Source organism: Streptomyces saintjeani (assembly GCF_055409605.1).
Genome location: NZ_CP189624.1, coordinates 7,787,969 through 7,802,250, shown reverse-complemented (window position 1 = coordinate 7,802,250; position 14,282 = coordinate 7,787,969). Strand labels below are relative to the sequence as shown.

Annotated in this window: 12 protein-coding genes; 7 read left to right on the top strand and 5 right to left on the bottom strand. The window is 71.8% G+C overall.

Annotated features, from left to right (window positions below):
• Position 1 precedes the first annotated feature (1 nt).
• The 3 genes from ACQCO7_RS35250 to ACQCO7_RS35240 all read right to left on the bottom strand — a co-directional run bounded on the left by ACQCO7_RS35250 (position 2) and on the right by ACQCO7_RS35240 (position 3,838).
• A complete protein-coding gene (locus tag ACQCO7_RS35250) occupies positions 2 to 421 on the bottom strand; it encodes a hypothetical protein (RefSeq protein ID WP_464075609.1) in 420 nt (139 codons plus the stop codon).
• A 204-nt stretch (positions 422 to 625) separates the two neighbouring features.
• Complete coding sequence (locus tag ACQCO7_RS35245; protein ID WP_464075608.1) at positions 626 to 2,761, bottom strand: elongation factor G; 2,136 nt, start codon at positions 2,759 to 2,761, stop codon at positions 626 to 628.
• A 390-nt stretch (positions 2,762 to 3,151) separates the two neighbouring features.
• Complete coding sequence (locus tag ACQCO7_RS35240; protein ID WP_464075607.1) at positions 3,152 to 3,838, bottom strand: nucleotidyltransferase domain-containing protein; 687 nt, start codon at positions 3,836 to 3,838, stop codon at positions 3,152 to 3,154.
• A 131-nt stretch (positions 3,839 to 3,969) separates the two neighbouring features.
• On the opposite strand from ACQCO7_RS35240, the gene ACQCO7_RS35235 reads away from it, so the two are divergent.
• The 7 genes from ACQCO7_RS35235 to ACQCO7_RS35205 all read left to right on the top strand — a co-directional run bounded on the left by ACQCO7_RS35235 (position 3,970) and on the right by ACQCO7_RS35205 (position 11,298).
• Positions 3,970 to 5,124 (top strand): NAD(P)/FAD-dependent oxidoreductase, encoded by a 1,155-nt coding sequence (locus ACQCO7_RS35235; RefSeq protein ID WP_464075606.1) that lies wholly within the window; start codon positions 3,970 to 3,972, stop codon positions 5,122 to 5,124.
• Positions 5,121 to 5,417 carry a (2Fe-2S)-binding protein gene (locus ACQCO7_RS35230; protein WP_464075605.1) on the top strand — a complete coding sequence of 99 codons (297 nt, stop codon included), beginning with the start codon at positions 5,121 to 5,123 and terminating at the stop codon, positions 5,415 to 5,417. Before ACQCO7_RS35235 ends, ACQCO7_RS35230 begins: the two co-directional genes overlap by 4 nt.
• Positions 5,410 to 6,777 carry an FAD/NAD(P)-dependent oxidoreductase gene (locus ACQCO7_RS35225; protein ID WP_464075604.1) on the top strand — a complete coding sequence of 456 codons (1,368 nt, stop codon included), beginning with the start codon at positions 5,410 to 5,412 and terminating at the stop codon, positions 6,775 to 6,777. The genes ACQCO7_RS35230 and ACQCO7_RS35225 overlap by 8 nt, the downstream gene beginning before the upstream one ends.
• A gap of 280 nt (positions 6,778 to 7,057) precedes the next feature.
• Entirely contained in the window at positions 7,058 to 7,957 is a 900-nt protein-coding gene (locus ACQCO7_RS35220; RefSeq protein ID WP_464075603.1) for a dihydrodipicolinate synthase family protein, read from the top strand.
• Positions 7,958 to 8,143: 186 nt separating this feature from the next.
• Positions 8,144 to 9,145: a proline racemase family protein gene (locus ACQCO7_RS35215; RefSeq protein WP_464075602.1), complete on the top strand. Its 1,002-nt coding sequence runs from the start codon at positions 8,144 to 8,146 to the stop codon at positions 9,143 to 9,145.
• A 26-nt stretch (positions 9,146 to 9,171) separates the two neighbouring features.
• On the top strand, positions 9,172 to 9,864 hold the full coding sequence (locus ACQCO7_RS35210) for a GntR family transcriptional regulator (RefSeq protein WP_464075601.1): 693 nt from the start codon (positions 9,172 to 9,174) through the stop codon (positions 9,862 to 9,864).
• Positions 9,865 to 10,014: 150 nt separating this feature from the next.
• Complete coding sequence (locus ACQCO7_RS35205; protein WP_464075600.1) at positions 10,015 to 11,298, top strand: flavin-containing monooxygenase; 1,284 nt, start codon at positions 10,015 to 10,017, stop codon at positions 11,296 to 11,298.
• Positions 11,299 to 11,450: 152 nt separating this feature from the next.
• On the opposite strand, the gene ACQCO7_RS35200 is transcribed toward ACQCO7_RS35205, so the two are convergent.
• The gene (locus tag ACQCO7_RS35200) at positions 11,451 to 12,599 is read right to left on the bottom strand and encodes a tryptophan dimethylallyltransferase family protein (RefSeq protein ID WP_464075599.1); all 1,149 of its coding nucleotides are present in this window, start codon (positions 12,597 to 12,599) and stop codon (positions 11,451 to 11,453) included.
• Positions 12,600 to 12,911: 312 nt separating this feature from the next.
• Positions 12,912 to 14,258 (bottom strand): cytochrome P450, encoded by a 1,347-nt coding sequence (locus tag ACQCO7_RS35195; RefSeq protein ID WP_464075598.1) that lies wholly within the window; start codon positions 14,256 to 14,258, stop codon positions 12,912 to 12,914.
• Positions 14,259 to 14,282: the final 24 nt, after the last annotated feature.

Genomic DNA, 14,282 nt, shown 5'->3' with positions numbered 1-14,282 from the left:
CTCACGCCCCCGTCGCGTCGAGCAGCCGCACCAGCTCCGCGCGTCCGTACCCGAGGGACTCGGCGCGGTAGCGGGCCATCAGCACCAGGTGGGCCACGATCTGCGCCCCGTATCCGTCCTTCCCGTCGTCCATCCACTCCTTCGGGTCGATCCCGAGACTGTTCATCACGAGTCCGTGCGCACGGCGGATCTCGGCGAGCGTCCCGGTGATCGCGTCGAGCATCGTCGGGCCGGGCCGCTCGCAGCGGAGAGCGAAGCACCCCCCGTTGACCGGCCTGCACCCATCGGGTGGGTTCGCCCGCAGCCCCTCGTACCGCTCGTCGTCGAAGGAACCGCCCTCGAACTCCTCGTGCACCAGCACGAAACGGTGCCGGCCGGGAGCCGGCGGCAGGATCGGCGGGTCGCACTGGAGAAGGCCCATCTCATTACCTCCGTCTGGTCCGGGTGCCGGGAAAATCTCCCGACACCCGGCCAACGGACCGCCCCTCGAACACGTGCCCAGAATTCGAAATGTCACTCGATAGGGTGACATTCGGTTTTCCATTGACCGTGCCGAGCGGCGCGCCCCCTATCTACCAGCGACCGTCACCACACGCCGGTCACCTTCACTCCGCACCGCCCACCATCACCGCTCGCCGCCCGACAGCACGCCAGCCGGCGCCGGCGCATACCCGCTGGGCCGAGCCGTGAACGTACCTCGCCCCTGCGTCCGCCCCCGCAACCGCCCCGCATAACCGAAGAGTTCGGCCAGCGGCACGGTAGCCGTGACGACCGCCGCACCGGAGCGCACCGAGGACCCGCCGACCCGCCCCCGCCGCGCCGCGAGATCCCCGAGCACCACGCCGACGACAGCCTCGGGCACGGTCACCGTGACCTCGGCGACCGGTTCGAGCAGCACCATCGCACAGCCCCGCAGCGCCTCCCGCAGCCCGAACCTCCCCGCCGTACGGAACGCCTGCTCGGACGAGTCCTTCACATGCGTCGCCCCGTCGGTGAGCGTGACGCGCAGCCCGGTCACCCGGTGCCCGCCGAGCGGCCCTTCGGCGAGGGCGTCGCGGCAGCCGGCCTCGACGGCACGGACGTACTCCTGCGGCACCCGCCCGCCGACGACCGCCGACCGGAAGGAGAACTCCCCGTCGTACGGCTCGACTTCGAGCACGACCTGGGCGAACTGACCCGCGCCGCCGTCCTGTTTGACGTGCCGGTACACGACGCCGGACACGCCTCGCCCGACGGTCTCGCGGTAAGTCACCCGGGGACGGCCGATGTTGACGTCCACCCCGAGCGTCCCCCGGATCTTCTCCACGGCGACCTCCAGATGCAGTTCCCCCATGCCGGACAGCACGGTCTGACCCGTCTCCGGATCGGTCCGCACCGCCAACGACGGGTCCTCCTCGGCGAGTCGGGCCAGCGCCGACGCCAGCTTCTCGGCCTGCGCGCCCCGGCACGCCTCGACCGCGACGGAGACGACCGGCTCCGCCACACCGGGCGGCTCCAGCACCAGCGGAGCGTCCGGCGCGCACAAAGTCGCCCCGGTCCGCGCCGACTTGACCCCGACGACGGCCACGATGTCCCCGGCCACGGCCCGCTCCAGCTGCGCATGCCGATCGGCCTGCACGCGCAGAATCCGCCCAACTCGCTCACTGCGTCCGGCTGTTGCGTCCCATACGGCGTCCCCTTTCTCGATGGTCCCGGAGTAGATCCGCAGGTAGGTCAGCCGCCCGGTGGGCGTGACGGCGACCTTGAACACGAGCGCGGCGAAAGGAGCGGAGGGGTCGGCGGGGCGGGACTCGACGAGGGCCGAGGCGGTGTCGGACACCGACGCATCGCGTGTGGCGGGTCCGGCAGTTGGCGCGTGACGCATCACGTGCCGCCCACCCTCCACCGGCATTCCCCGCACCGCAGGCACGTCCGACGGCGCCGGCAGGTACGCCACCACCGCGTCGAGCAACGGCTCGATCCCCCGGTTGCGATAGGCGGAACCGCACAGCACGACCACGCCGTCCCCGCTGATCGACAGCTCCCGCAGCGCGGCGGCCAGCGTCGCCGCCGACACCGTCCCCCGCCCGCAGAACTCCTCCAGCGCCACCGGATGCCGCTCGGCAACGGCCTCCTCCAGAAGCCGCCGCCGACGCAGCGCCTCGTCCCGCAACTCCTCGGGGATCTCGGCGGATACGACACCGTCGTCACCGTCGGCCCAGGTCAGCGCCCGCAGTTGGACGAGGTCGACGACCCCGGCGAACAACTCCTCGGAACCGATAGGCAGTTGGACCACCAGCGGCGTCGGGTGAAGGCGTTCACGGATGGAGTCGACGGCCCGGTCGAGGTCGGCGCCCGCGCGATCGAGCTTGTTGACGAAGGCGATACGCGGCACCCCGTGCCGATCCGCCTGACGCCACACGGACTCGCTCTGCGGCTCGACACCGGCCACCGCGTCGAACACGGCGACGGCCCCGTCCAGCACCCGCAGAGCACGCTCGACCTCGTCGGCGAAGTCGACGTGCCCGGGGGTGTCGATCAGGTTGAGCCGATGCCCGTCCCAGTCACAACTGACGGCCGCGGCGAAGATGGTGATACCCCGGTCGCGTTCCTGAGGATCGAAGTCGGTGACGGTCGTTCCGTCGTGGACTTCCCCTCGCTTGTGGGTGGTTCCGGTGGCATAGAGAATCCGCTCCGTGACGGTGGTCTTGCCCGCGTCGACGTGGGCGAGGATGCCGAGATTGCGTACGGCGGAGAGCTGGCGGTCGAGGTTGTCGCGCATGGCCCTATGGCCTTTCGAGATGCGTCCGAGTGAGGGAAGGCGCGATGGAAGGACGAAGTACCGCCTGCGGAAACAGACATGACGGAACGTCAAACTGCGATAACCGCAAGCGAGTTGACGTTGGTCAGAACTTCGTCACAGAGACCGGTGCCGGGCGCGCAGCGAGCACCGGGCACCCCAGGACACGAGGATCACCTCGTACCGGACGCGGGGAGTGGCGACAGCGGTGTGCTCACACATGGCCGACTCCCCTTCTGCGACTCGGTGAACGCGCGCCCCTTGCCGTGGGCGGCGCGACGACAGACGTGAGTGTAGGGAGGAAGGGACAACCGGGTCACACGGTTTTCCGCGCCCGACGCCCCCAACGCCCCCGGCTACCCGGCTACCCGGCTACCCGGCGCAGAACTCCCGCCGCACCCTCCGCAACCACGCCTCGACAACCCGCTCGTCCGGCTCCTCCGGCAACACCGTCCGCGTCACCGCGAACGCCTCCTCGAAGCGCTCCAGCACCGGCAGGGCCGCATCGGCGTCGGCGGCGACCTCCTCCCCGAACCGGTGATAGCTCTCCGGGTCCTCGACGCGCACGGTCAACCGCCCGGTGCTGTACAGCTCGAACCCCTGCCGGCACAGCCTCTTGAGATGCCGCGCGTGCTTGGCGGTCCGCTTCCGCGTGTCCGCCGAGAACGCCCCGTCCGCCCGCCCCTGAAGCCGCCTGAACTGCTGCGTGGCGTACCCGAGATAGGCGTCCCGGACCCGCCCGGCGCTGAGCAACGACTCCCGGATGCCGATCAGTTCGTCCCCGAGGCCGGTCCGCGTCTCGTACAACTCGTCGGGCAGCCAGACGAGTTCCATCACCGTCGGGTTACCGGACAGGGCGAGCCGGCACCATTTCCCCGCCTCGTGCAGAGTCCGGTCGGGTGCGGTGGTGACGTAGGACTCCTTCGGCCGGTGCAGACCGTGCAACTCCTCCGTGGGAACCGCGAACATGCCGAGGCGGTCGATGTCGGAGCCCTCGCGGGCGAGCCCGTACGCGGTCGAACCGACGACGCCGGACAGCAGAATGTTCTGGACGGTCATGCCCTACCCCCGTGGTGATCGCCTTGACCCGGACATGATGCCGTCCCGGCCGCCCCGCCCACCTCCAGGTTTTCCGCGACCCTGACCTTCGGGGTATTTCGGCCTTGAATAGTGTGTGACATATTACTGTCGTGACCAAGCAGTCCAGCTGTGATGTCGTGGTCGTGGGTGCCGGCATGGTCGGCGCCGCCTGCGCGCTGTACGCCGCCCGTGCCGGACTCGACGTCGTCGTGGTGGACCGGGGCCCGGTGGCCGGTGGTACGACCGGCGCGGGTGAGGGGAACCTCCTCGTCTCCGACAAGGAGCCCGGACCGGAACTCGAACTCGCCCTGCTCTCGGCCCGGTTGTGGACCGACCTGGCGCAGGAGCACGGCCCCGCCTACGAGTACGAACCGAAGGGCGGCCTGGTCGTCGCGTCCACGCCCGAGAGCCTCACGGCCCTCACGGAACTGGCCGAGGCGCAGCGCGCGGCCGGGGTGACGACAGCCCACGTCTCCTCGGACGAACTCCCTTCCCTGGAGCCCTACTTGGCGCCGGGTCTGGCGGGCGGGGTGCTGTACCCGCAGGACGCCCAGGTCATGCCGACCCTCGCCGCCGCCCACCTGCTACGGGCATCGGGGGCCCGCGCCGAGACCGGCCGGACCGTCACCGAGATCCTGCGCACGCCCGACGGCGCCGTACGCGGCGTACGCACCGACCGGGGCGACCTGCACGCACCGGCCGTCGTGAACGCGGCCGGCACCTGGGGCGGCGAGGTCGCCGCGCTCGCCGGGGTCCACCTCCCCGTCCTCCCCCGGCGCGGATTCGTACTGGTCACCGAGCCACTGCCGCGCCGTATCCGGCACAAGGTGTACGCCGCCGACTACGTCGCGGATGTCGCCAGCGACTCGGCGGCACTCCAGACCTCGCCGGTCGTGGAGGGCACCGCGGCCGGTCCCGTCCTGATCGGCGCGAGCCGTGAACGCGTGGGCTTCGACCGCTCGTTCGCTCTTCCCGTCGTACGGTCCCTCGCCGCGGGCGCCACCCGGCTGTTCCCGTTCCTCGCCCAAGTCCGGGCGATGCGCACCTACTTGGGCTTCCGCCCCTACCTCCCCGACCATCTCCCGGCCATCGGCGCCGATCCGAGAGCCCCCGGCCTCTACCACGCCTGCGGTCACGAGGGCGCGGGCATCGGCCTCGCGACCGGCACCGGCCATCTCCTTGCCCAACTCCTGGGCGGGCAAAGGCCCGAGCTCGACCTGACCCCGTTCCGCCCGGACCGCTTCACCGAGGAGGCCACCGCGTGAACCCCCTGAATCTGGTCCGCGCCCGCCCCGGCCCCGCCTTCACCCTCACGTTCGACGGCCACCCCGTCGAAGCGCTGCCCGGCCAGACGGTGGCCGCCGCGCTGTGGACGGCGGGTGTCATGTCCTGGCGCACCACCCGGGGCGACGGCACGGCACGCGGCGTCTTCTGCGGGATCGGGGTCTGCCACGACTGCCTCGTCACCGTCGACGGCCGCCCCAACCAGCGCGCCTGCCTCATCCCGGCCGAACCCGGCGCGGACGTCCGCACCCAGTCAGGAACGGGCCATGGCTGAACCTCCCCACCTCGCGGTGATCGGCGCGGGACCGGCGGGCCTCGCCGCCGCGCTGGCCGCCGCCGCACGCGGCGTACGCGTCACGCTCGTCGACGCCGGTCAGGGGCCCGGCGGCCAGTTCTACCGCCAGCCCGCACCTGCTCTCGGCGCTCGCCGTCCACAGGCGCTGCACCACCAGTGGCGCACCTGGCAACGTCTGCGCGCGGGCCTCGAAACCCACGGCATCGCGCAGCTGACGGATCATCATGTCTGGTGCGTGGAACGGGAGTCGGCGGGTTTCGCCGTGCACGCGCTCCTCGGCCCCGAGCAACAACGCTCCGTCGCGGTACGCGCCGACGGCGTCCTGCTCGCGACCGGCGGATACGAGAAGGTCCTCCCCTTCCCCGGCTGGACCCTCCCCGGCGTCCTCACCGCGGGCGGCGCCCAGGCCATGCTCAAGGGCTCCCTCGTCGTCCCCGGCCGCACCGCCGTCGTCGCGGGCACCGGCCCCCTGCTCCTGCCGGTCGCGACCGGGCTCGCGTCGGCGGGTACGCGGGTCGTCGCGCTGGTCGACTCGGCCGACCCCCGGGCCTTCGTACGGCGTACGGGTGCCCTCGTCCGGGAGCCGGCCAAGCTTGCCGAGGGGGCGGGGTACGCGGCCCAACTCCTGTGCCACAGAACGAAAGTGATGATGCGTCACACCATCCTGGAGGCGCACGGCGCCGACCGCCTGGAGGCCGTGACCGTCACCGACGGCCGGTCGAACCGCACCATCCCCTGCGACACCCTCGCCGTCAGCCACGGCCTCCTCCCCCACACCGACCTCGCCGACGGCCTCGGCTGCGCCCTCGACGGCCCCGCCGTACGCGTCGACGCCGAGCAGCGCACCGACGTCCCCGGCGTCTGGGCCGCCGGAGAGGCCACCGGCATCGGCGGCGCGGCCCTCTCCCTCGCGGAGGGCCACATCGCGGGCCGCTCGGCCTCGGCCCGCCTCCACGGAACCGACCCCGACCCCACCGCCTGGGCGCCGGCCGCCCGCACCCGGACCCGCCTGCGCACGTTCTTCGCGGCGCTCGACGGCGCCTACGCCCCACCCGCCCACTGGCCGGACCAGGTCACGGACGACACGGTCGTGTGCCGCTGCGAGGAGGTCACCGCCGGCGCCGTGCGCGTTGCCGTGAACGTTCACGGCGCGGGCGACCTGCGCACCGTGAAGCTGCTGACGCGGGCCGGAATGGGCTGGTGCCAGGGCCGCATGTGCGAGCCGGGGGTGGCCGGGATCGCGGGCTGCGCACCCGTCCCCGGCCGACGCCTGCTGGCCCGCCCCGTACCGCTCGGGGTGCTGGCGGAGGAGGGCGGCAAAGAGGCCGACGACACGTGACACGCCCCCGGCGAAGCGGCGGCCCACCCGACGCCCGCCCCGCAGAAACCGCGATCCGGACGCGCCACCGGCGAGAACGGCAACCCGCACGATGCCCGCCCCGCAGACGTACCCCCCGGCGAGAACAGCAACCCGCACGACGCACCACCCGGCGGGAACGGCGGAGCACGTGACACGCCCTCCGTCACACGACACCCCCGCACGGCCCATCCTCCCCGACATGCCCCCGCCCTCGCCCCACCACCCGCCGACCACCCCCTCACCTGCCCCGGAGGCCCACATGTCCACGCCCCCCACCCCCCGCCCCTGGCACGGCGTCCTCGTCGCCACCGCCCTCCCCCTCAACGACGACCTCTCCGTCGACTACGACAAGTACGCCGACCACTGCACCTGGCTCATCGCCAACGGCTGCGACGGCGTCGTCCCGAACGGCTCCCTCGGCGAGTACCAGGTCCTCACCCCCGAGGAGCGCACCAAGGTCATGGAGACGGCCGTCGCGGCGATCGGCGGCGACCGGGTCATGCCCGGCGTGGCCGCGTACGGCGCGGCGGAATCCCGGCGTTGGGCCGAGCGCGCGGCCGAGGCGGGCTGCGGCGCGGTGATGCTGCTCCCGCCGAACGCGTACCGGGCCGACGAGCGCGCGGTGCTCGGCCACTACGCCGAGGTCGCGAAAGCGGGACTGCCGGTCGTGGCCTACAACAACCCCATCGACACCAAGGTCGACCTGGTACCCGAACTCCTCGCGCAACTCCACGGCGAGGGATACATCCAGGGCGTGAAGGAGTTCTCCGGCGACGTCCGCCGCGCCTACCGCCTGGCCGAACTCGCCCCGGAACTGGACCTGTTGATCGGCGCGGACGACGTCCTGCTGGAGCTGGCCGTGGCCGGGGCGAAGGGCTGGGTCGCCGGCTACCCGAACGCATTGCCGCGCGCGTCGGTCGAGTTGTACCGCGCGGCGGTGGCCGGCGACCTCACCACGGCGCTCCCGCTGTACCGCCAACTGCACCCGCTGCTCCGCTGGGACTCCCGCGTCGAGTTCGTCCAGGCGATCAAGCTGTCGATGGACATCGTGGGCCGCCACGGAGGCCGATGCCGCCCGCCCCGCGTCCCGTTGCTGCCGGAGCAGGAGACGGCCGTACGGTCGGCGACGGAGAAGGCGGTGGCAGCCGGACTCGCGTGACAAGCGAACTCCCGTACACCACCGGCGACTTGGCCAACTCGCCGAAGCGGCCGGGGGATTGGCGCGCGCCACCACCGACCCCGCGCGCCACCCCCGCTTCCCGCACGCCCGCATCGACTTCACTCCCACCCCACCGCCCGCCCGCATCAACCCCGACTCCCCCACCTCACGGAAAGGCCCCCGACCATGCGCAGCAAACTGGTCCTCCACGCCGTCGACTCGCACACCGAGGGCATGCCCACCCGAGTGATCACCGGCGGCATCGGCACCATCCCCGGCGCCACGATGAACGAGCGGCGCCTCTACTTCCGCGAACACCGCGACGACATCAAGCAGTTGCTGATGAACGAGCCGCGCGGCCACGCCGCGATGAGCGGCGCGATCCTCCAGCCCCCGACCCGCCCGGACTGCGACTGGGGCGTGGTCTACATCGAGGTCTCCGGCTATCTCCCGATGTGCGGACACGGCACGATCGGCGTGGCGACCGTCCTGGTGGAGACCGGCATGGTGGAGGTGACGGAACCGGTCACGACGATCCGCCTGGACACCCCGGCCGGAGTGGTCGTCGCCGAGGTCGAGGTGGAGGGCGGCGCGGCGAAGGCGGTGACGCTGCGGAACGTCCCGTCGTACGCGGTCGCCCTGGACCGCAAGATCACGCTCGGGGACGGCCGTACGGTGACGTACGACCTGGCGTACGGCGGCAACTTCTACGCGATCCTGCCGCTGGACGAGTTCGGGCTGCCGTTCGACCGGGCCCGCAAGGACGACATCCTGCGCGCGGGACTGGAGTTGATGGAGGCGATCAACTCCGAGGAGGAGCCGGTGCATCCGGAGGATCCGTCGATCCGGGGCTGCCATCACGTTCACCTGATCGCCCCCGGTTCGACGGCCCGTCACTCGCGGCACGCGATGGCGATCCACCCCGGCTGGTTCGACCGCTCTCCCTGCGGTACGGGCACGAGCGCCCGCATGGCGCAGCTCCACGCGCGCGGCGAACTCCCCCTGCACACCGAGTTCGTGAACGAGTCCTTCATCGGCACCAGCTTCACCGGCCGCCTCCTCGGCACGACGGAGGTGGCCGGACTCCCCGCCGTACTCCCGAGTTTCACCGGCCGCGCCTGGATCACGGCGACGGCGCAGTACCTGCTGGACCCGACGGACCCCTTCCCGGCGGGGTTCGTCCTGTGACCGAGAACCCTGTGCCCGAGAACCCTGTGCCAGAAAACCCTGCGCCCGGGAACCCTGCGCCGGAGAACCTCCCCGCGCTGGGGCGGCGCAGCAGCTACCGGCAGAAGGTCGTGGACGCACTGCGGGCCGCGCTGATCGCGGGCGAACTCCGCCCCGGGGATGTGTACTCGGCGCCGGGAGTGGCAGCGCGGTTCGGCGTGTCGGTGACGCCGGTACGGGAGGCGATGCTGGAGCTGGCGAAGGAGGGGCTGGTCGACGCGGTGCCGAACAAGGGCTTCCGGGTGACCGAGGTGTCCGACGTACAGCTCGACGAGTACACGCAGATCAGGGCGCTGATCGAGATCCCCACGGTGGTGGGTCTCACTCACAGTGCGGACCCGGCGTCCCTGGAGGCGCTGCGCCCCCTCGCGCAGGAGATCGTCACCGCGTCGGCGGCCGGCGACCTCGTCGCGTACGTCGAGGCGGACACCCGCTTCCACCTGGACCTGCTCGCGCTCGCCGGCAACGCGCACCTGGTGGAGGTGGTCCGCGACCTGCGGAGCCGCTCCCGCCTGTACGGCCTCGAAGCACTCGCCGCCTCCGGCCGCCTCCCCGCGTCCGCCGCCGAGCATCTCACCCTGGTCGACGCCCTGTTGGCCCGCGACGAGGGGGCCGTTCGCACGACCATGACCCAACACCTGGGCCACGTACGAGGGTTGTGGGCGACGGCACGGAGGTAGGACACCCCCGTCTTCCGCCCATGCACAAGACCGCCTCCTGTGATCCTTGTCGCTGACGTGACACGCGTGACACCAGTGCCGCACGGGCATGTCAATCCCCGTTGAGCGAAAGGATCGTGCCGTTCCTGTGCGGGAAGTGGGGAAATCAGCATGCGAGTGTGCCTGATCGGCGCGGGTCTGTCGGGACTGGCGACCGCGCGGCAACTCAAGGAGCACGGCGTCGAGTTCGTCTGCCTGGAGAAGGCCCCGGACGTCGGCGGCCTGTGGCGTCAGCCGGACTCCGGTGAGCGCGGCCCGGGTTACCTGTCGCTGCACCTCAACACGGCCAAGCAGCTCACCGGTTACGCCGGTTTCCCGATGCCGGACTCGTACCCCCTGTACCCCCGGCACAGCCAAGTCGCGGCGTACCTGCGGTCGTTCGCGGAGTGGGCCGGCCTGCTGGACCACATCGAGCTGGACACCACGGTCGAGTCGGTGCGCCAGGAGGACGACGGTTCGTGGACCGTCGTCAGCAAGGGCCCGGATGGCACCGCCACCCGCGGCTTCGCCCACGTCATCGTCGCCTCGGGCCACAACACGCAGCCCGTGATGCCGGCCCTCCCCGACGGCGCCGACACCTTCGACGGAACGATTCTGCACGCCCTGGACTACCGCGACGGCAGCGACTTCACCGGCCGCAGGGTCGTGGTCGTCGGCCTCGGCGCCTCGGCCGTGGACATCGCCGCCGACGTGTCCCGGCACGCCGAGCACACCGTGATGTCGGTACGCCGGGGCCTGCACGTGCTGCCGAAGCAGCTCTTCGGCATGTCCCTGGACGAGATCGCGGACGCGCCGTGGTGGACGGCGATGTCCCTGGAGGAGCAACGGCGCCTGATCGAACAGGCGTTGCTCGTCGTGCGCGGCAAGATCTCCGACTACGGCCTCCCCGAGCCCGACCACCCGCTGTTCGCGTCGGCGGTCACGATCTCCGACGAGATCCTCAGCCGGATACGGCACGGCGAGGTGACCGCGAAACCGGCGATCGACCGTCTCGACGGTGGCCGGGTCGTGTTCACCGACGGCACGTCCGTGGCCGCCGACACGATCGTCTACTGCACCGGCTACCGCATGGACTTCCCGTACCTGCCCGCCGGTTGCCCGACCGGGCCGGGCGGCGCGGTGGAGCTGTACAAGCGGGTCGTCGCGGCCGACCGCCCGGGCCTGTACTTCGCCGGCATGGTCCGCCCGCTGGGCTCCATCACCCGCCTCGTCGAGGCGCAGGCCCGCTGGATCGCCCGCGTCCTCACGGGCGAGGCGTCCCTCCCGGCCCCCGAGGTCATGCGCAAGGAGATCGCGGACTACCTCGCCGGGATCGCGGGCCAGTACGGCCAGACGGAAGGCTCGTCGACGCAGGTCGGCGTGGCTCAGTACCTGGAGGAACTGCGCGCCGAGTGAGGCGGAGCGCCACAGCGCCGTACACCTCGCAACCCCAAACCCTCACACCCTCACACCCTCACACCCGCACCCCGCACCCCGCACCCCGCACCTCACGCTCCGAGGGGAGTCCCCCCACCCCCCTCGGCATTTCATGCCATGCTCATGACACATCACATATCAGACATAACCCTGACATGCGCAGGCACCCGCACCAGCGGCGCACGCACCTCGTACGCCTCGGCCGAGAGATACGTGGTGATCCGCGTCGGCCGCCCCTGCTGATGGACGAGCGCCAGGTAGGCGATGAGCCCGGCACCGTCCTCGGGCCGCCGCGAGGTGAGCGCGCCCATGGCCCGGCGCAGACCCGCCGGGTCCATGCCGTGCCGGCGCAGGGCGCGGGCCGCGCGGCCGAGGGCGTCCCCGTCGTGGCGGACGTAGTCGCGGACCGGGACGTGGAGGGTGAACCCGCTCGGCCGCCCCGTCCGGTTCTCGGTGAAGGCGTGGCAGGTCAGGCCAGGCCGCCCGGCCAGTGGCACGTGTAGCCGGTCGTCGCCCGGAGCCTCGTCGAAGCCCCCCGCGAGCGTGAGGAACTCCTCGACCTCCCCGGCGGACGGCCCGGGTACGGTCCTGGAGAGGGTCCCGGCGCGCGCGGCGGTGAGGTCGTCGTGCCGGAGGTAGACCTTCGCCCGGGGTGTGTCCCAGTCCCCGAGGTCGAGGGCGAGGAACGGGTAGCCGTCGGCGTCGGGCAGCGACGCGAACGCCTCGTGGTGGCCCAGGCGTTGGAGCGCCTCACGGACGGTCGCGGCGGCTCGCGCGGGTCCCGAGGCGGAGGGGTTGAGGTAGACCTTGACAGCCGGGATGCCGCCGGGCCGCAGTTCGAGGGCGATCCACAGGGCGAGCGGCCCGTGGGGGTCGTCGGGGAGGAACAGGTCGGTGAGCGCGTCGAGTTGGACGGTGGAGAAGTCCCAGGCGCGGGCGAGTTCGTGGACGACGGCCAGCCCGGTGCGGCCGTTGCTCGCCAAGTCCGGTTCCAGGCAGCCGGGTTCGACCAGGACGCGCAGGGCGGGGGGCTCGCCGGGGAGGTGGGCGAGGGAGAACTCGACGGGGGTGTGGTCGTCGGAGAGGAAGGTACGGGTGGGTGGCGGCAGGTCCAACGGCCGTTCGGCGACGGGTCCGAGGGCGGTGAGCAGGACGGCGGCGTAGCGCTCGGCGTCGGCGGGGGCGAGCCCCGAGACGTCGCAGAGGCGGAGCAACTGGCCGACGGTGAGGGCCCCGAGCGTGGGCGCGCCGTCGCCGGTCCGGGGTGCGGTGGCGTTCATCGCGCCACCTCCGGGAACACGACGCCGGCCCGGAAGAGAGTGCGGGCATGAAGATACCCGCCCTGTCGGGCGGGTATCTCGTGGTCGCTGCTGTGGAGTTGGGCCGTCGGGGTGGGGGCGTGCGACCGCCCCCCGGTTATGTACGGCCCGCTGCGGGCTTGCCGTACGGGGCGCCGGAGCGCAGTGGTGTCGCGGAACCTGAGGTTCATGACACCTCCTTCGTCTCATGAGCAACACGGATACCGCGTTGCTCACTACCCCCGGTGACGAACCTTCATGCAGGTGTCGCGAACCCTGTGGATGTTGTGTGAATCACTTCGTGAGCCAGTTGAGGAACTGGCTCCACACACCCCCGCGTTCGGGCCGCCGTCCGGCGTCGACGCTGGGCGCCGGGGCCTGCGTACGCGGCTGCGGCGCGGGCCTGTGCACGGGCTGGACCGGCGTGAAGCGCGCGGGCAGTGCGGCGAGCGCCCGGTGGAAGGGGCCCGGACGCCAGGTCAAGCTGCCTTCGGGGACGGCGAGTTCGACGTCGGGGAGCTGGTTGAGGAGGTTCTCGATGGCGGCGACGGCGATGTGCCGCGCGGGGTCCTTCGAGGGGCAGGCGTGCGGTCCCGCGCTCCAGGAGAGGTGGGCGCGGTTGCTGCCGGCCTGCCGGGCGGCGGTCAGCGTGGGGCCGGTGTTGGCGGCGACGAAGCTGATGAGCATGAGGTCGCCCTCGGTGGCCTTGTGGCCGGCGAACTCCAGGTCGGCGGAGGGGTAGTGGGCGGCGAAGTTCGATATCGGGGGGTTCTCCCACAGGGTGTCGTCCATCGCCTCCTCGATGAGTCCGCCGCCCCCGCCGTACCGGTCGTGGGTGAGGAGCCGGTGCAGGGTGTTGCCGATGAGGTTGCGCAGCGGCTCGATGCCGGCGCCGAGGAGGAGGGCGAGCTGGTGGACCATCTCCTCGTCGGTGAGCGCCGACTGATGGCGCATCAGCCAGGTGGTGACGTCCTCGCCGGGCCGGGAGCGCTTGAGGACGACGAGTTCGCCGATGGCCTGGTAGAGGACCTCGGCGCTCTTCTCCGCGTTGACGCCGTCGAACATGCCGGAGATGCCGAACAGGACACGGTCGCCGATGTCGGCGGGGCAGCCGAAGAGTTCGTTGAAGACGAACAGCGGGAGCTGCTTGGCGTAGTCGCCGAGGAGGTCGGCCGAACCCCGGGTGGAGAACTGGGAGATGAGGTAGCCGGAGATCCGCTCGATGCTCTGGGCGAGCTTGCGGGAGTCGATCCGGGCGAGGCTGTCGGTGACGGCCTGACGGAGCCTCAGATGGTCGGCGCCGTCGCTGAACATGACGTTGGGCCGGTAGGCGAGCAGCGGGGCGACCGGGCTGTCCGGGGCCACCTTGCCCTCGTTGAAGTCCCGCCAGCGCCGCGCGTCCTTGCGGAACGAGCCGGTGTCCTGGAGGAGTTGGAGGGCGGTGGTGTAGTCGGTGACGAGGGTGGCCTCGACGCCGGGCGCGATCTCCACCGGGGCGGTGGGTCCGTAGTGGCGCAGATAGGTGTAGTACGCCTGGGGGTCCGCCGCGAACTCCGGACCGTACAGCGGCACTCGGCCGCCCGAGTTGTGCGCCGGGCACCCGGGCGGGGGCACCGGGGTGGTGGATCGGTCGTCGTCCATGTCTGCTTGGTCTGCCTCTTCGAG